The sequence below is a fragment of the Flavobacterium seoulense genome (genome assembly GCF_000695795.1).
Taxonomy (GTDB): Bacteria; Bacteroidota; Bacteroidia; order Flavobacteriales; family Flavobacteriaceae; genus Flavobacterium; species Flavobacterium seoulense.
Window position 1 is genome coordinate 1 of the sequence record NZ_JNCA01000026.1, and the last position, 18,718, is coordinate 18,718.

The window sequence follows — 18,718 nt, forward strand, 5'->3', positions numbered from 1 at the left end:
ACCCTGACATCCATTAGCATCGGTTATTGTACAAGTATAAGTTCCTGCAGCTAAACCTGTAGCTGTAGCAGCAGTACCTCCTGACGGAGCCCAAGAATAGGTATAGGAAGGAGTTCCTCCTGTTGGAGAAACCGTTGCAGTACCATTCGAACCTCCATTACAAGAAACATCTGTTTTGCTTCCTGCTGTAGTGTTTAAAGCGGATGGTTGCGTAATTGTGAAAGACTTTGTGCCCTGACATCCGTTTGCATCAGTTACTGTTACAGTATAAGTTCCTGCTGCAAGTCCAGTTGCTGTAGCAGCAGTACCTCCTGATGGAGCCCAAGAATAGGTATACGATGGAGTTCCTCCTGTTGGAGAAACCGTTGCAGTACCATTCGAACCTCCATTACAAGAAACATCTGTTTTACTTCCTGCTGTAGTGTTTAAAGCGGATGGTTGCGTAATTGTGAAACTTCTTGTAGTTTGACAATTATTTGCATCAGTAACAGTACAAGTATATACACCTACTGCTAAACCAGTTGCTGTAGCAGCAGTACCTCCTGATGGAGCCCAAGAATAGGTATATCCTGGTGTACCTCCTGTTGGAGCAACTGTAGCTGTACCGTTTGAGCCTCCATTACAAGAAACATTTGTTTTTCCTCCTCCTGTAGCTGCACTTAAAGCAGAAGCGGGCTGATTAATTATTATTGTTTTAGTAATTTGACAACCAATGGCGTCCGTAATTGTTACAGTGTAAGTTCCTGCAGCTAGACCAGTTGCGATGGAAGCCGTACCTCCTGAAGGTGACCAACTGTAAGTATAAGAACCAATTCCTCCACTTGGAGAAACAGCAGCAGAACCAGTCGAATTCCCAAAACAAAGTACATCATTTTTTGCAGTAGATGAAGTAATATTAGAAACATTTAATGTTCCTGAATTAGAATTCGTTATACAAGAACCATCCTTAGCTACGCAACGATATAGATAACCATTCATGCTGGCAGTTGCTCCTGTAATTGTTAAAGTGTTTGTTGTGGCATTCGAATAAGTGCTACCATTAGTAATATTCGTAAAACCTGAACCCGAGTTTACCTGCCATTGATAAGCTGTTGCTCCTGTAGCTGTACTAGAAAATGTGGTATCGCTTCCAGCGCAAATAGATCGGTTAGAAGGGTTTCCGGTTATGGTAGGTGGTGTACATGAAGTAACATTTCTTAATATCCATATATTATAATTTGCAGTTCCCTCAGTATTATTAATCAAAAAACCCAAATTATCATTTGTATCATTAAAAGGAAGCACAGTCGCATATTCATCTAAACCAGAAAAACAGTTAGAAAGATCAGATATTAAGTTGCAGTCGAAGTCATATTTTTCAAGAAAAGATTTTGCTCCTAAACCAGGTCCATATCCGAGGTCATTATACACAGATGATAAATAAAAGCCAGTAGGAGTAACTACCGGTTTATAAATTGCTCCCCAGGAATAAAGTTGTCTAATTACTTTTTGGTCAACCGCAACTGAGCCATCCTCATTATAAACTTTCAATGCTAAACTTCTTGTTTCAGTCCCTGTTCCTGTTTGAATTTGATATGCTAATAAAAATTTATTATTAGGAAGTGCTACTATATTTGGAATTTTATCCACATGTTGTCCAGATATACCCGCAGTTGCTGCTGTAAAAGAATTAGCACCATTAACCTGAATAGGAGTTGTTGCATCATTATTGAAAATCATAGCCTTATAAACCAAACTGTAGTAATCAATCAAAATCATGAATTTACCATTTGAGTTCGCCGCTATTTTATAAGCATATTGAGACTGTCCTGTAAGTCCGGCAAGGCTTGTTAATGATATTTGATTAGTATCTACTGCTATACCTGTCTGAGTAAATCTTCTCATAGAATAATCTTGTCCACCCGTTGCCCAAGTAAAAACGATATTTCCATTTGATAACTGTTCAGATTCTACAAAACGATTCAATGAACCTGCAAGAGTATTTATTTTAGTTGGTCCTACAATTTGTATTCCAGAGGAATTAATTATTTTGAAATAAGCATCTGTGAATCCGGTTCCCGATGATGAGGAATACCAGTAAACCAATACATTTCCATTAGACAAACCTTTATAAATTACAGTGTCTGAATTATCATTCGTACTTGGACTGATTGAAGTGGAAAGCATATCGGATACACTCCCATTTTCATTTACAATCTTGTTTTTTGTTTCCCATGTATCTGTATCTAAGTAGCTTACTAGGATGTTGTTTCCCAATTTAGATACCTCAGGATAACCAGAATTCAGATTAGTAGTTTCAATATCAACTCTTGTCGTACCAATATCGGAGCATGTTTGTGCTACTATGTTTTGCATCGATATTAATAAGAAAAAGAAGAGCCATAAAAATAGTCTTATTTGGAGTTTAATTTTACTCATAAAATAGTATTAAATTTAAGTTTTGGTAATTTAAGTACTCCCTAAACTTCATAGTCATTACCTCTTACATAAAATTATTTAAAATATAAGTATTTTTTTATATAATTAATATGCAACAAGAGTCGTTAATTAAAAAAAGAAACACTCAAGCTAACATAAAATTATTATTAAAAAATAATTTCATTCAATGAATTAAATTCATAAAGAAGTAAAAAGTAGATTTAGGGATTTGATATTCTGCTTCATTAAGCAGCTATCTGTGAAGAGTATTTATTTAATCATAAGCAGTTGGTTTTAATTTGTTACATTAATTATAATATGAAAATAAAAGGACTATATGGTTAAAATGTTTAGCAATTTGTACATTTTAAATAATGATGACTAAATTAACAAAATATTAATAAGGGAATATGAAAGGTGGTTAATTTGATAAAAAAACACAAAACAAGCTTTATTGTTATATATAAAATATTTTTTAGCTACATTTAATTGTTTTTGTTGTTGAATTAGTAATTTTAATCATTTTATTTGAATTATATTTTGCTAAGAAAAATATTGTTAAACATGTTTTTCTGTCTAAGTATCTAAAAAAATATAAGATTCTATTCTACTTTTGTATTGATTTTTATGTGGTTTTTTTTTGATTTTATCTTACAGAATTTAAAAATTGACTAAGTGGTTTATGTAAGGGAAAAGAATTAATGTAGTATAACTTAGAAAGAAAAAAACATTTATTGTATTTGAAAAAAGAAAATTATTCCACCAATTTATTGAATTTTTCAATCATAGCATTCCCTTTTTGAAGGTTTCCGGTCTTTTTCAATGCTTCTCCGTAACGGTAATAGTAGATGGGTTCCAGTTCTGAGGTCATTGCGAATAATTCACCGTACCATTTTACGGCTTTGTCCATTTGGTTTTTAAAGAAGTAACTATTGGCCATTTCCTTGAACATGTAAGTTGATTTGTATCCTTTTTGAGCAACTCTTTCGTAAACATCAACAACGTTTATCGAAACGTAATTTTTTACTTCTGATTTAGGTTCTTCTTCTTTTGAAAGAGTTGGTTCTTCTGTTGTCGAATTGTTATTGTTAGTTGCTAATGAGGCTGTGTTGGTTTTCTTTTCTTCAGTTTTTTTGTTTTCAACTGGAACTGTGGTGATTTCTTTTGGTTTTTGAATTTCAGGAATTTTAGCTTTTGTATTGGAAACTACGATATCTTCAGTTTTTTGAATGTTTTCGCTCTTATTTATGACTCTGAAAGGATTATTTGGATCTAGATTTTGCGCGCTGTTAATTTTCTTTTTAGTAATTGACGCTGCAACAATATTTTTTACTTCTGATTTTTCGGTATTTTTTATATTATCCGTAATTCGGGAAGAGTTTATTGCTCTTTGATTTTTTTCAGGATTTGTATTCGAATTATCTGTACTCAGAATGTTTTTTTTCTTTGTATTGTTTGTTTCCTTTTCCTGAGAGGTTAATTTATCAATAGCCAATGCTAATGAAATTTTCTCCATTTTTGTGTTTTCGGGAATAACAATATTGCTATTATCAATTTTGATTTCTACAAGATGTGTTGGCTCTTGTGTTTTTGCAGAATCCTTTTGTAGATTTCTGGTTTCGATATAATAGCTTTTTTTTCTAAAGTTTTTGTCTTTATATATAGGTGTAATAATCCTGATATTATCAGGGCCTAAATTTACTTTACTGATAAGGCTTAGGTCTGACACAGTGTAATGTGTGGTGGTGCCGCCAAAAGTCATTTTTACAATCTCTTCCACTTTATAGTAGAGAACGTTTTTAGTTTCTATATTACTGTAGCCACTATTTGTCTGGCTATAACCGGTAAAGGAATATAGCGTACTCAAAATTATGAATAGTACTAGTGTAATGTTTTTTTTCATGATTATACTGTAAAAGTATTTTTATGCTTTTAACTTGTGTAGGTACTATTATCTGGGGCATTTGAGTTTTAATCGAACAAGTAGAAAATTATATTGTTTCTTGGGGAAAACAACTAATAATCAGTGTTGTGAGAATTGATTGAGAATTAAAGTACAAAGATAGTTCTCTTCTAAAAGAAATGAAAATATATTTCATTTAATCTGCTTATAATGATTGTTTTGAATTAGATGAAAATACTATTGATTGAAAGTTATTTAATATAAAATGATTATAAAGTAGCGTTTCAATTTGACTTTCTTATTCTTTTGGTTGTCGTAATATTTTATTGGAATAATGTTCCTTTAAAAAAAATATTCGATTCTGTTTTTTCGAAAAAAAAGAAGATAATATCAGAGGTTTAAATGGTAATAAAATCTTATTGATTTTTTTGTTTTTAAGTAAACATTTAATGTTTTGTTAAACAAAACAATGTAATTCTCTCAAAATGTATAAAAATTCATAAAATATAAATGAGATTCTATGTTGTTAAAAAAAGTAAGTTTTAGAGCGAAAATTAGAAATAAAAAACTAACTCTCTAAAACACAACTAAGAAAAATAAAAGAACATAATCTTATTAATATAGTTTGGGTATCGTATATAATCGATAATATTAATTGAATACATGATTTCATTTTTATACTTTTGCGTCCTTGTTACCACCTTGTTGCAAAATAGGGCAGTGCAAAAGACAGAAATACACTAAAAAAAACTAAAAAATGAGCAAGACATTATTTGACAAAGTATGGGATTCGCATGTTGTGCGTAAAATTGAAGACGGACCAGATGTGTTTTTTATTGATCGTCATTTCATTCACGAAGTAACAAGTCCTGTGGCTTTCTTAGGATTGAAATCAAGAGGCGTTTCAGTATTATATCCTGAACGTACATTTGCAACAGCCGATCACAATACACCTACTATTAACCAACACTTGCCTGTTGAAGATGCTTTATCTGCTAATCAGTTAAAAGCATTAGAAACTAACGCAGCTGAATATGGTATCTCTCACTGGGGATTAGGTCATCAAAAAAATGGAATTGTACACGTAGTAGGTCCTGAGAATGGAATTACTTTACCTGGTTCTACAATTGTATGTGGAGATTCACATACTTCTACTCATGGTGCTTTTGGTGCTATTGCTTTTGGAATTGGTACTTCTGAAGTAGAAATGGTTCTTTCTACTCAATGTATTATGCAGCCGAAACCTAAAAAAATGCGTATTAATGTAAACGGAAAATTAAGCAAAGGTGTGGGGCCAAAAGACGTTGCTCTTTATATTATTGCTCAATTAACAACATCTGGAGGAACAGGTTATTTTGCTGAATATGCAGGAAATGTATTCGAAGAAATGACTATGGAAGGTCGTATGACTGTTTGTAACTTAAGTATCGAAATGGGTGCTCGTGGAGGAATGATTGCTCCTGACCAAACTACATTTGATTTCTTAGAAGGAAGATTATACGCACCAAAAGGTGAAGCTTGGACAAAAGCAGTAGAATATTGGAAAACTTTAAAAACGGATCCGGATGCAGTATTTGACGCTGAGTTAAATATTAAAGCTGAGGATATCGAGCCAATGATTACTTACGGTACAAATCCTGGAATGGGAATTGGTATCACTAAACATATTCCATCTGCTAAAGAAGTAGAAGGAGGTGAGGAAACTTACAAAAAATCATTAGCTTACATGGGCTTTGAGGAAGATGATGTAATGATTGGTAAACCAATTGATTATGTTTTCTTAGGAAGTTGTACTAATGGTCGTATCGAAGATTTTAGAGCTTTTGCTGAAATTGTAAAAGGTCGTAAAAAAGCAGATAACGTTACTGCTTGGTTAGTTCCGGGTTCTCACGTTGTTGAAGCACAAATTAAAGAAGAAGGAATTTTAGATATTCTTACTGAAGCTGGATTTGTATTACGTCAGCCAGGTTGTTCAGCTTGTTTAGCGATGAATGATGACAAGGTACCTGCTGGAAAATATGCAGTAAGTACTTCTAACAGAAACTTTGAAGGTCGTCAAGGTCCTGGTTCAAGAACATTGTTGGCTTCTCCTATTATGGCAGCAGCAGCAGCAGTTACAGGAAAATTAACTGACCCAAGAGATTTGTTGTAATTGAATTTTAACAGCAATAACAATTTCAAAAAGAATTAAAAAATAAAAAGATTTTAATATTCATGATTTGTTTCTTTTAATAGATAATCTAAAATCTGAATTCTGAAATCTAAAATCTAAATTAAAATGGCATACGATAAATTTAATATACTTACCAGTAGTGCAGTGCCACTACCTATTGAGAACGTAGATACGGATCAAATTATTCCGGCTCGTTTCTTGAAAGCTACAAAACGTGAAGGTTTTGGAGATAATCTTTTCAGAGACTGGAGATACAATGGAGACGATACTCCAAAAACTGATTTCGTATTAAACAATCCAACTTACAGCGGAAAAATCCTTGTAGGTGGAAAAAACTTTGGTTCAGGTTCTTCTCGTGAGCATGCTGCATGGGCAGTTTATGATTACGGATTCCGCGCTGTAGTTTCTTCTTTCTTTGCTGATATCTTTAAAGGAAACTGTTTAAACATCGGAGTTTTACCGGTACAAGTTTCTCCTGAATTTTCAGAGAAAATCTTTGCTGCTATCGAAGCTGATCCTAAAACAGAATTAGAAATCAACTTACCAGAGCAAACAATTACTTTGTTAAGTACTGGCGAAAAAGAATCTTTTGATATCAACGGATATAAAAAGAACAATATGATCAATGGTTTTGATGATATTGATTATTTACAAAGTGTAAAAGAAGAAATTGTAAGTTTTGCTGACAAACTTCCTTACTAAAATATAATTACAATATATAAATGCAGCTGCTAAAACATTCTTCACTGAATTATTAGCAGCTGCTTTTACCGTTTATAAAACACACAATAAAATGATTTCAAAATACTGAAATCAGAACCTTTTTTTAGCATCAAAATTTATAATGGGAAAAAGAAAAATTGAAATAATGGATACGACACTTCGTGATGGTGAACAAACCTCAGGAGTATCATTTTCTGCTGCAGAAAAATTAACCATTGCCCAATTATTATTAGAAGAGTTACAGGTTGATCGCATCGAAATTGCTTCGGCTCGTGTAAGTGAGGGAGAATTTGAGGGTGTTAAAGGAATTATGAGCTGGGCAGAAGCTAAAGGCTATGCCGATAAAATAGAAGTATTAACTTTTGTTGATAAAGGGCTTTCTATTGAATGGATGAAAAAATCAGGAGCTAAGGTTCAAAATCTTTTGACTAAAGGTTCGCTTAATCATCTTACACATCAATTAAAAAAAACACCGGAACAACATTTCGCTGAAATTGGGGAAGCTATTGCCTTAGCAAATGAAAACGGAATTGCTACCAATGTGTATTTGGAAGATTGGAGTAATGGTATGCGTAATTCTTCGGAATACGTGCACCAATATTTGGATTTTATTAGTACACAAGGAGTAAAAAGAATATTACTTCCAGATACTTTAGGAGTACTTATTCCGTCTGAAACGTTTCAGTTTATTTCAGAGATAACTCAAAAACATCCAAATATTCATTTTGATTTCCATGCTCACAACGATTACGATTTAAGTGTTGCCAATGTTATGGAGGCTCTAAAAGCGGGTGTTCATGGATTGCACGTTACCGTAAACGGAATGGGAGAACGCGCCGGAAATGCGCCTTTAGCCAGTACAGTTGCTGTAATTAATGATTTTATGCCGGAAATTGAAATTGGTGTAAAAGAAACCTCTTTGTTTTCTGTTAGTAAATTGGTTGAAACTTTTACAGGATATAGAATTCCTGCTAACAAACCTATTGTAGGTGATAATGTTTTTACTCAAACGGCTGGTATTCATGCTGATGGAGACAATAAAAACAATTTGTATTTTAATGATTTACTTCCAGAGCGCTTTGGAAGAAAAAGAAAATATGCTTTAGGGAAAACTTCCGGAAAAGCAAATATTGAAAAAAATCTTCAGGAATTAGGATTGCAACTAAATCAGGAAGATTTAAAATTGGTTACCCAAAGAATTATCGAATTAGGCGATAAAAAAGAAACCGTAACTAAAGAAGATTTGCCTTATATCATTTCGGATGTACTGGATAGTCATACGTATCAGGAAAAAATAACAGTTGAGTCGTATTTATTATCTCATGCAAAAGGAATGCGTCCTTCAACAACGATTTGTTTGAAAATTGATGGGCAAATTATTGAAGAACACGCTCAGGGAGATGGTCAGTTTGATGCTTTTATGAATGCTTTGACAAAAATTTATAAGACTAAAAAAATGACTTTACCTAAACTTACTGATTATGCAGTAAGAATTCCTCCGGGAAGTAGTTCAGATGCTTTATGCGAAACCATTATTACCTGGGTAAACGATGGAAAAGAATTTAAAACCAGAGGTTTAGATTCTGACCAAACAGTAGCAGCTATTATTGCAACCCAAAAAATGTTGAATGTAATCGCAGTTTAAATTAGAAAATAATAAATTAATATAAATATAAAATAATGAAGTTAAATATCGCACTTTTAGCAGGGGACGGAATCGGACCGGAAGTAATTGATCAGGCAGTAAAAGTATCAGATGCAGTTGCACAAAAATTTGGACACGAAATCACTTGGAAACCAGCTTTAACAGGAGCTGCTGCCATTGATGCAGTAGGTGAGCCTTATCCGGATTCAACACATGAAGTTTGTAAAAATGCTGATGCAGTTCTTTTTGGAGCTATTGGTCACCCTAAATACGATAATGATCCTTCTGCGCCTGTAAGACCAGAACAAGGTTTGTTAAAAATGCGTAAAAAATTAGGATTGTTTGCTAATGTACGTCCTACATTTACATTCCCTTCTTTATTAGATAAATCTCCATTAAAAAGAGAAAGAATCGAAGGAACTGATTTAGTTTTCTTAAGAGAATTAACAGGCGGAATTTACTTTGGTGAAAAAGGAAGAAAAGATAACGGAGATACTGCTTACGATAACTGTGTTTACACAAGAGAAGAAGTACAGCGTTTAGCTAAAAAAGGTTTCGAATTAGCAATGACACGTTCTAAAAAATTATGTTGTGTTGATAAAGCTAATGTTTTAGAAACATCACGTTTATGGAGAGAAACTGTTCAGGCAATGGAAAAAGATTATCCAGAAGTTGAAGTAAGCTACGAATTTGTTGATGCAGTTGCTATGCGTTTAGTTCAATGGCCAAACTCTTATGACGTATTGATTACTGAAAACTTATTTGGAGATATCTTAACTGACGAGGCCTCTGTAATTTCAGGATCTATGGGATTAATGCCATCTGCATCTATGGGAGCTGAAGTATCTTTATTCGAACCTATCCACGGTTCTTACCCACAAGCAACAGGATTAAACATTGCTAACCCAATGGCTACTGTTTTATCTGCTGCTATGATGTTTGAAAACTTCGGATTAGCTGAAGAAGGAAAAGCAATGAGAGATGCTGTAAACAAAGCTTTAGAAGCTGGAGTTGTTACTGAAGATTTAGCTAATGGAGGTAAAGCTTACGGAACTAAAGAAGTTGGTGACTGGTTAGCTGCTAATATCTAAAAATAAAATCCACTTTTAGTTCCCTCGGGCGGAGGGAGAGGAAATAAAAAAGGGGACAATGTAAATTGTCCCCTTTTTGTATATAAAGAAAAAATATTAATATCCTCCTCTGTTTCCACGGTCTCCACCACGGTTGTTACCATAACCACCACGAGAATCTCCACCACGGTTGTTATTGTAACTTCTTCTTTCGCCTTCTGGTTTTGGCTCAGATTTGTTAACCACAATTGTGCGTCCTGAAACGACAGCTCCGTTCAATTCATCAATTGCTTTTTGAGCTTCTGCGTCATTTGGCATTTCAACAAAACCAAATCCTTTGCTTCTTCCAGTAAATTTATCAGTAATAATCTTAACTGAATCTACTGCTCCGTAAGCCTCAAAAGACTCTCTTAAATCTGCTTCCTCAATACTGAATGGAAGGCTTCCAACAAAAATATTCATATATACTTATTTATAATAGTTCTCACAAATGTAGTCTTATTTTCTTATAACGCACTATAAATAAGCTTATTTATATTGTTATTAAAAAGGAACTCTAAATTAATTTTCGAAACAGAATAAAATAATTTAGAAACCTATGCATTACGCAGGTTTTGGCTTAATTGATTGTAACGGGGATTTTGTAAAAGACTCCATTTTGAAAGTTTAAAGTAGGCGCTGCTAAAGGATCGTTAAAAGTATTTTCTAAATTAAATTTAAAAGTTCCTGAAATAGTTTTGTCCACCTGATTGTATTCGGTAATTACAATTTGACCGTCGCCAACTCCAAAACCAGATGAATAAGTAATACTTTCTTTAGTAATAGGGTCAGTATAAACATAGCTTGCAGTACTGGTTGGAGTTGTGCCAATAAAATAAGTTCCCTGCGCAGCCGAACTTGTTTTTAAAGTAACAATTTCTGTTGCAGTATAAGCTTCCATGACTAATGTTCCTCCCGAATTGACTCTTGCTGTAGTTTGTGTGGCTCTCCAAAAAACATTGTCTTTTGTTCCCTGAAAAGAAGGATTATTGAACTTTACATTTTCCTCACAGGAAAATAAAGAAAAAAGTACTGCTAACAACAAAAGAAGCTTTTTCATAATAAATAAGAAATTTATAAACAAAAATAAACTATTATAGCTAAAATCATTTGGTTGCTTCAAAAAAAGAGTTTAAAAAGGAGCTAAATAATTATATATCAAAATACTAAATTAATGTTGGACGTGTGAAAAAATAATCTATCTTTGCAGCCTTAATTAATCGAGGTCGTGTACCTCAAAATTTAATCATAAAGATTATGTCAGTAAAAATTAGATTACAAAGACACGGTAAAAAACAAAAACCGTTTTACTGGGTTGTAGCAGCAGATGCTCGCTCAAAAAGAGATGGTAAATACTTAGAGAAAATCGGTACTTACAATCCAAACACAAACCCTGCAACTATCGAATTAAACTTAGATAGCGCTGTAAAATGGTTACACAATGGTGCTCAGCCAACTGATACTGCTAAAGCAATTCTTTCTTACAAAGGAGCTTTATTGAAACACCACCTTGATGGAGGAGTTCGTAAAGGTGCTTTGACTCAAGAGCAAGCTGATGCAAAATTAGCTGCTTGGTTAGAGGCTAAAGCTGGAAAAGTTGATGCTAAAAAAGACGGTTTATCAAAAGCGCAAGCTGATGCTAGAGCTAAAGCTTTAAAAGCAGAACAAGAAGTAAACGCTAAACGTATCGCTGCTGCTGCACAAGCTGAAGCTGATGCTATTGCTGCTGCAACTCCTGCTGTAGAAGAAGAAACTGAAGTTGTTGCTGAAGAAGCTGCTACTGAAGAAGAAAACAACGAAGAAGCTCAAGCTTAATTTTATCAGCGAAAATGCGTAAAGAAGATTGTTTCTATTTAGGTAAAATCGCTAAAAAATTTAGTTTCAAAGGAGAAATCTTGGCTTATTTAGACACAGATGAACCTGAGTTATACGAAAACTTGGAATCAGTGTTTGTTGAACGCAACAAACACTTGGTTCCTTTTTTTATTGAAAGTAGTTCAATGCACAAAAATGATTTTCTCAGAATGCGTTTTGAAGATGTAACTACTGAGGAAGAAGCTGAAGCTTTGTTAGGAAGTGATTTATATCTTCCATTAAAAATGTTACCGAAACTTTCCGGTAATAAATTCTATTTTCACGAAGTAATAGGTTTTGAAGTAGAAGACAAACGTTTAGGAATTGTTGGTGAAATTCAGTCTATCAACGATACTACTGCACAGCCACTTTTTGAAGTTTTAAAAGACGGTACCGAAATCCTGATTCCAATGATTGACCATTTCCTGATCAAAGTTGATCGTGAAAACAAAAAAATCATCATGGATTTACCTGAAGGGTTAGTAGAGATGTATCTTTAGTAAAAAGGTTTAATCGGTTATTTGTTTATTCGGTAAATCGATGAAAATCTGAAATCAAATTTTCAATCTGAAATCTTTATGTTTTCATTCAAACAATTCTCTATTCATCAGGATCGATGTGCTATGAAAGTAGGGACCGATGGTGTTTTACTTGGTGCCTGGACTCCTATAAATAATAATCCGTTTAGTATTTTAGATATTGGAACCGGAACCGGAATTATTGCTTTGATGCTGGCTCAGCGAAGTGGTGCTGAACAAATTGATGCTTTAGAAATCGATGAAGAAGGTTATGAACAAGCCACAGATAATTTTGAAAATTCTCCTTGGAATGATCGCTTGTTTTGTTTTCACGCAGGTTTAGACGAATTTGTGGAAGAACCAGAAGATGAGTATGATGTAATCGTTTCTAATCCTCCCTTTTTTTCTGAGGATTATAAATCGAATAGTGAGCAACGGGATTTGGCACGTTTTCAGGATGCCATGCCTTTTGACGAACTCATTGAAGCTGCAGATTTATTGCTATCAGAAAACGGTATTTTCTCCGTAATTATTCCTTTCAAAGAAGAAGAGAAGTTTTTGGCTCTTGCCAATGAATACGAATTATATCCGTTAAAAATTACCCGGGTAAAAGGAACTCCAGCTTCTGAAATTAAACGCAGTCTTTTGGCTTTTAGCCGAAATGAAATTACAGATTTCCTTGTTGATGAATTAATTATCGAAACCGAAAGACATATTTATACTCCGGAATATATCGCTTTGACGAAAGATTTCTATTTGAAGATGTAATCGATAAACTTTTCATTTTATCAAAATTTAACTCCTTTTTTCATCATTGGTTAACTTGCTTTGTGTAAATTTATGATATGCCTTACAATTAGGTACATTATTAAATTCCATAAAAGCAGTAATCATGAAACCAGATTTATTCCAAGCTCCGGATTATTACAACTTAGACGAATTATTGACGGACGAACATAAACTAGTTCGAGATGCCGCACGCGAGTGGGTCAAACGTGAAGTTTCTCCTATCATCGAAGATTATGCTCAAAAAGCGGAATTTCCTAAACAAATCATTAAAGGTTTGGCTGATATTGGTGCTTTTGGACCTTATATTCCCACTGAATATGGCGGTGCCGGATTGGACCAAATTTCGTATGGCTTGATTATGCAGGAAATTGAAAGAGGTGATTCGGGTGTGCGTTCTACGGCTTCGGTGCAGTCTTCGTTAGTAATGTATCCTATTTGGAAATATGGCAGCGAAGAACAACGTTTGAAATATTTACCCAAACTGGCTTCGGGAGAATGGATGGGCTGTTTTGGCCTGACCGAACCTAATTATGGTTCTGATCCCGGAAGTATGATTACTCATTTTAAGGATAAGGGCGATCATTATTTGTTAAATGGTGCTAAAATGTGGATTTCGAATGCGCCTTTTGCAGATATTGCGGTGGTTTGGGCAAAAGATGAAAACGAAAGAATTCATGGTTTAATTGTAGAACGTGGCATGGAAGGTTTTTCGACTCCTGAAACACATAATAAATGGTCACTTCGTGCTTCGGCGACAGGTGAATTGATTTTTGATAATGTCAAGGTACCAAAAGAGAATTTGTTGCCAAATAAATCCGGATTAGGTGCACCGTTAGGCTGTCTGGATTCCGCTCGATACGGAATTGCCTGGGGCGCTATTGGAGCTGCAATGGATTGTTATGACACGGCTTTACGTTATGCGAAGGAACGAATTCAATTTGATAAACCCATTGCCGGAATGCAGCTGCAACAGAAAAAATTAGCCGAAATGATTACCGAAATTACTAAAGCTCAATTACTAACCTGGCGATTAGGAGTTTTGAGAAACGAAGGAAAAGCCACTTCGGCACAAATATCGATGGCAAAAAGAAATAATGTCAATATGGCGATTCAAATTGCTCGTGAAGCAAGACAAATATTAGGCGGAATGGGAATTTCGGGCGAATATTCGATTATGCGTCACATGATGAATCTGGAATCGGTGATTACTTATGAAGGAACTCACGATATTCATTTATTGATTACCGGAATGGATATTACCGGAATTTCGGCCTTTAAATAGAATAATACCATCTACTATTTAGTATTACAGGAATCTAAAATAGTGCATTTTTATTGAACCATTAAGAGATTTAAGTTCATTAAGCTCTTAATGGTTCAAGATTTCAAAAACAGTTTTTACTTTTAGCTACATATTATAAAAGCTAAAAAAAGGCATCAACTATTTAGGAAGTTCAGGAATCATGATTCTTCTTGTAGGTGTGCTTAATGTTTCGATAAAAGCTAATAAATCACTCATTTCTTCTTTGCTTAAATTTAGTTTTTTAAGTAAAGGGTCTGGTTTTGGAATTAGAGAATCTCGTACTGTCCCTAAATATTTTTTCTGAATAGGTGCTGGATTTCCTAAATTATACAATTCTACAACATCCAGCAAAGTTGGGAAATGACCATGATGCATCCACGGTTTTGTATTGACAACTTCTCTCAAAGTTGGGGTTCTAAATTTACCAATGTCTTTTACATCTTTAGTAACATTATAGCGTCCAAAATCTTCATTTTTGGTACCAAATAAAGTCTGCCCGTCATTATGAAACTGATTGTCGCTAAAATAAGGCGTGTTGTGACAATTGATACATTGGGCTTTGGTTCTAAACAAATGTAAACCTTTTACCTGAGCATCGGTAAATGCTTCTGATTTTCCGCTAACGAAATTGTCAAATTTGCTTTTTGGACTGTTTATTGATCTTTCGAAAGTTGCAATGGCATACTGAATGCGCTCGAGAGATACTTTTTTATCTCCAAAAGCAGCTTCAAAAAGCGGTCTGTAGCCTTTTATTTTAGCAATTTTATCTACAGCAATGGTTAGTTTTTCATTCATTTCCAATGGATCACTTACCGGAAATTGCGCCTGATCTTCTAAACTTTTAGCACGACCATCCCAAAATAAAGAAGTAGCGTAAGCGGAATTCAGAATGGTCATTGAATTACGTTTTCCTGTTTGGCGATCGTGACCAAAAGAGCGTGTTAAATTATCCGTCCAGCCTAATTCAGGATTATGACAGGAAGCACAGGCAATTTGTCCGCTACGGGATAATCTTGGATCAAAAAATAAAAGTTTCCCTAAACTTTCCTTTTTCTTAGAATACGGATTATAATCAGGATAGGGAACAGCAGGCAGCACTCCAATATCCTGAAATTTAGATTTATCGATACTCTCATGTAATTCAGCAGCAGGCCATTTTGATGAATCACCACTGGAATATACTTTTCGTAATTCCTGAATATCAATATAGTCTGGTTGTTCTACACTTTTATAAGCGGTTAAACTTATTAGGAATAAAATTAGAAAAGCTATGTTTTTTAATTTCATAATTAGAAATTCATTTTTTAATATTCTTGTAAGTTCTTGAGTTTTTTATCAAAGATTAATTGGTTCAGGTTTTGGACAATTAATATTTAAAGGTGTTGGTTTGGTATAAGCTTTATAATTATACATTCGGTATTGCGTAGAAACAGTACCTTTAAAAAGAGCTTCATTTGTTAATTTTAATTCAAAAGCAATTTCAAATAAACCTGGACTGGTTTCCTTATAGGTTCCTTCGCCTTCGATGGCAATTATATGGTTCTTTTCTTTGCTTATACCAATTGTTATATCTTGTGGAATTACAAGGACTTTTCCACTAGTTTTGCTATTTCCATTTTCAGGGAAAAATTCTAAAGCAGAAGTAATATTAAATCCTGGAGAGATGTCTGCTTTAGAATTAGCACCGGTAATCCATCTTTTTAGAGCAAAAGAATTAACTGTGTTGTCTCCTGTAGCTGTATTGAAACCTATTTTGAAAGCATCAATATAAACATCGTCAGAAGTATCTGCTGTATTTTGTCCACTATATTGAATAGCATTTTCAGCATCTTTATCAACTATAACAGGAAATGTTAAAGTAGTAGAAGGTTGCCAAGCACATGTACCACTTTTATCAAACCATTGTTCAAGATAGGTTAGATAGAAAGGCGTTGCAAGATTAGAAAAATTTGAAGCAGGATTTGTTTGAATATCACGTGGTATTTTTGTAGGTTTTACAATTCGTAAAATAGAATTCCCGGCTTTTGTATAGTTTACATTATCAATTAGTCCTATTTTAGTTTCATATCTAAAATCATCATTTTTAAGGTTTTCTAAAAGAGTTAAGTGATAGGTTATTGAGTTTCTGTTGTCTCCATAATCATCATGTGTCAATGAATAATCAAATCCGTTTGAAAAATTAAAAATAGGAAGGTTTTCAATTTCAGATGGAATAAATCCATTAGAAAAATTGACTTTGAAATCGATTTTTTCACCTACTTCACCTTTCAAGGTCAATTGATTTACAGGAAAAGAATAGGTCGTTTTTAAATCACCTAAGTTAATAGTGAAATTATCATTTGCAGCTGAAGTGTTCAAATTTCCAATATGAATATTAGAATCCGAAACACCTTCCAGTTTTAATGTAATTGAATCTTTTTTAGTCCATCTTTTATCAAAAGAAACAAAAATAGTATCCGTTAGTTTATTTCCTCCAAACAATAATTCGTTAGTTGGCTCAATACTAAAAACATTTGTGTCTCCTGAAGTTACTGTACTAAAATTAACCCGAACATCTTCTTTTAAAGTTGGCGAACTTAAAGCAACAGGGATTTTTAAAGTTTTAATCGATTTATTTTCATAAGTAGTTACGGGAATACGAGTGGTACTTACAGCCGGATACTCTAAAGGAACGCCTGCTGATGTAGTTAAAAAATTAAAACGAACAAAAGGATCTACACTTTTCGTATCTAATTTATAATCATCTTTAGAGCAAGAAACAATTATTGCTATAACAATACTTAATACGGATATAATTTTAATACGATTCATTTTTTTCTAAGTTTGGATTAACATTAAGATTGGCGCGAGGTATTGGCAATACAAATTTTAAAGACGGATATGTCATGTTGCAGCTAAGGGAAATACAGCCATCATTTCGAGAAACACTTTTATGATTTCTGGCTATATCAAAGAATAAATGTCCTTCAAAACACAATTCTTTTCTTCGCTCTAAAAACACTACTTCGGCAAGATTATTTGTATCGTTTAATAATGTGGCATTAGCTCTCGCTCTAATAGTGTTAATGTCTGATTTTGCCTGCTCTAAATTAGGGTTGTCTAATCCTAAGGCTGCTTCGGCACGAATTAAATACTGCTCACTTAATCTAAAAGCAACATATCCTGGATTTCCTTGAAATTTTTTAGTGAAATAATAATTTCGGGGATCTTTTTTCGAATCGATTAAAGTGGAAATCGATTGTGTTAAAAACAACTGTTTTCTAATATCGTTCGTTTCATATAGATCCAATAAATCTTGTGAGGCTACATATCTTCCATAAACAGTTGAAGAAGTATAACCAAAAAAAGTTGATAAAGATCCTCCAACTGTTCCATCATTACCTTTAGGAATACTAAATTCTAACAGAATTTCGGAAATAGGAAGGTCTGGTTTTTCCCATTCTGAAATATAATTAGCCGAATTTACTAAGCTCACTCCCGAATTTGTAATTACATCATTGGCAGTTTCATAGGCATTTTTATAATCTTTTTTAGATAAATAGACTCTTGCCAGTAAAGCTTTTGTATTGGTTTTGTTAAAAAAAGAATAAACAGGACCACTTAAAACTAAATTATCTGAATATAAACTTAAAGCATCAGTTATGTCTTTTATAATTAAGGAATAAGTATTTGCAGCTGTTTCGCGGGCAGGATATTGAATTCCTTTAGTGATTGATTGTGTGTTGTAAACAATTCCCTTATGAGAAGCATCAGAGGTATAGCCATAATTCTGGCTATATACTTCGCTCAATAAAAAATGTGTATAAGCTCTAATGCTTAAAGCTTCGGCTTTAAGTTGATTTTTTTCTTCTTGGGTTGCATCAGTTAAGGCATCAGTAAACTCTAAAATTAAATTGGCTTGATTGATGATGTCATAACTTTCACTGTAAAAAATAGCATAATTTGAAGCATCTGATTGATCATCAAAAGAATAAACATTTGCTATATTGGTAGGAATATTAATTTGTCCTAAAGAACTTGAAGTTGTTGAAGGTGTAAATTTTATATTACCACCTTGTAAATCAGCATAAACTGCAAAACGTTCTCCTCTTACATTAACTTCTACATCAGAATATAAACCATTTAAAGCAGTCATTACACCTTGTTTGGTTCCCAGCTGTTCCGTAATTGATACTTGTGTTCCCGGCTCTTGTTCCAGGAAATCACTACAAGATTGCAATAATCCAATCAAAATAAATAAGACGGAAAATGAAATTAGGGTTTTATTATTGAAATTTTTCATC

General features: G+C 33.6%; 14 protein-coding genes and 1 pseudogene. 8 read left to right on the forward strand and 7 right to left on the reverse strand.

What is annotated here, in order from left to right; translation table 11 throughout:
- Both FEM21_RS13085 and FEM21_RS16315 read right to left on the reverse strand, forming a co-directional pair.
- A pseudogene (locus tag FEM21_RS13085) lies at positions 1-2,355 on the reverse strand (SprB repeat-containing protein); the annotation flags it as partial.
- 817 nt (positions 2,356-3,172) lie between these two features.
- Entirely contained in the window at positions 3,173-4,321 is a 1,149-nt protein-coding gene (locus tag FEM21_RS16315; RefSeq protein WP_152547411.1) for a tetratricopeptide repeat protein, read from the reverse strand.
- Positions 4,322-5,078: 757 nt separating this feature from the next.
- Between FEM21_RS16315 and leuC the strand changes: the two genes are divergently transcribed.
- The 4 genes from leuC to leuB all read left to right on the forward strand — a co-directional run bounded on the left by leuC (position 5,079) and on the right by leuB (position 9,953).
- On the forward strand, positions 5,079-6,473 hold the full coding sequence (gene leuC / locus FEM21_RS13095) for a 3-isopropylmalate dehydratase large subunit (RefSeq protein ID WP_035661116.1): 1,395 nt from the start codon (positions 5,079-5,081) through the stop codon (positions 6,471-6,473).
- A 126-nt stretch (positions 6,474-6,599) separates the two neighbouring features.
- Positions 6,600-7,196, forward strand: a complete 597-nt coding sequence (gene leuD, locus FEM21_RS13100) for a 3-isopropylmalate dehydratase small subunit (protein ID WP_035661120.1) — start codon at positions 6,600-6,602, stop codon at positions 7,194-7,196.
- A 142-nt stretch (positions 7,197-7,338) separates the two neighbouring features.
- Positions 7,339-8,862: an alpha-isopropylmalate synthase regulatory domain-containing protein gene (locus FEM21_RS13105; protein ID WP_035661123.1), complete on the forward strand. Its 1,524-nt coding sequence runs from the start codon at positions 7,339-7,341 to the stop codon at positions 8,860-8,862.
- A 35-nt stretch (positions 8,863-8,897) separates the two neighbouring features.
- Positions 8,898-9,953, forward strand: coding sequence for a 3-isopropylmalate dehydrogenase (leuB, locus tag FEM21_RS13110; RefSeq protein ID WP_035661126.1), 1,056 nt, complete (start codon positions 8,898-8,900; stop codon positions 9,951-9,953).
- A gap of 96 nt (positions 9,954-10,049) precedes the next feature.
- Here leuB and FEM21_RS13115 read toward each other — a convergent pair whose 3' ends face one another.
- Both FEM21_RS13115 and FEM21_RS13120 read right to left on the reverse strand, forming a co-directional pair.
- Positions 10,050-10,394, reverse strand: coding sequence for an RNA recognition motif domain-containing protein (locus FEM21_RS13115; RefSeq protein WP_035661128.1), 345 nt, complete (start codon positions 10,392-10,394; stop codon positions 10,050-10,052).
- Between the two features lie 157 nt (positions 10,395-10,551).
- Positions 10,552-11,031, reverse strand: a complete 480-nt coding sequence (locus tag FEM21_RS13120; RefSeq protein WP_035661130.1) for a DUF6252 family protein — start codon at positions 11,029-11,031, stop codon at positions 10,552-10,554.
- A gap of 197 nt (positions 11,032-11,228) precedes the next feature.
- Here FEM21_RS13120 and FEM21_RS13125 point away from each other — a divergent pair, with 197 nt between their 5' ends.
- The 4 genes from FEM21_RS13125 to FEM21_RS13140 all read left to right on the forward strand — a co-directional run bounded on the left by FEM21_RS13125 (position 11,229) and on the right by FEM21_RS13140 (position 14,414).
- Complete coding sequence (locus tag FEM21_RS13125) at positions 11,229-11,786, forward strand: 30S ribosomal protein S16 (RefSeq protein WP_035661133.1); 558 nt, start codon at positions 11,229-11,231, stop codon at positions 11,784-11,786.
- 14 nt (positions 11,787-11,800) lie between these two features.
- Entirely contained in the window at positions 11,801-12,325 is a 525-nt protein-coding gene (gene rimM, locus FEM21_RS13130; RefSeq protein WP_035661136.1) for a ribosome maturation factor RimM, read from the forward strand.
- A gap of 78 nt (positions 12,326-12,403) precedes the next feature.
- The gene (locus FEM21_RS13135) at positions 12,404-13,111 is read left to right on the forward strand and encodes a tRNA1(Val) (adenine(37)-N6)-methyltransferase (protein WP_035661139.1); all 708 of its coding nucleotides are present in this window, start codon (positions 12,404-12,406) and stop codon (positions 13,109-13,111) included.
- 124 nt (positions 13,112-13,235) lie between these two features.
- Entirely contained in the window at positions 13,236-14,414 is a 1,179-nt protein-coding gene (locus FEM21_RS13140) for an acyl-CoA dehydrogenase family protein (RefSeq protein ID WP_035661141.1), read from the forward strand.
- 159 nt (positions 14,415-14,573) lie between these two features.
- Here the strand turns inward: FEM21_RS13140 and FEM21_RS13145 are convergent, their stop codons facing one another.
- Genes FEM21_RS13145 through FEM21_RS13155 form a run of 3 tightly spaced genes read right to left on the reverse strand, consistent with a single transcriptional unit; the run spans position 14,574 to position 18,717 of the window.
- On the reverse strand, positions 14,574-15,722 hold the full coding sequence (locus FEM21_RS13145) for a cytochrome-c peroxidase (RefSeq protein WP_035661144.1): 1,149 nt from the start codon (positions 15,720-15,722) through the stop codon (positions 14,574-14,576).
- A 48-nt stretch (positions 15,723-15,770) separates the two neighbouring features.
- Positions 15,771-17,246: a hypothetical protein gene (locus FEM21_RS13150; protein ID WP_035661146.1), complete on the reverse strand. Its 1,476-nt coding sequence runs from the start codon at positions 17,244-17,246 to the stop codon at positions 15,771-15,773.
- Positions 17,233-18,717 carry a RagB/SusD family nutrient uptake outer membrane protein gene (locus FEM21_RS13155; RefSeq protein ID WP_035661150.1) on the reverse strand — a complete coding sequence of 495 codons (1,485 nt, stop codon included), beginning with the start codon at positions 18,715-18,717 and terminating at the stop codon, positions 17,233-17,235. The genes FEM21_RS13150 and FEM21_RS13155 overlap by 14 nt, the downstream gene beginning before the upstream one ends.
- Between the last annotated feature and the right edge of the window lies 1 nt (position 18,718).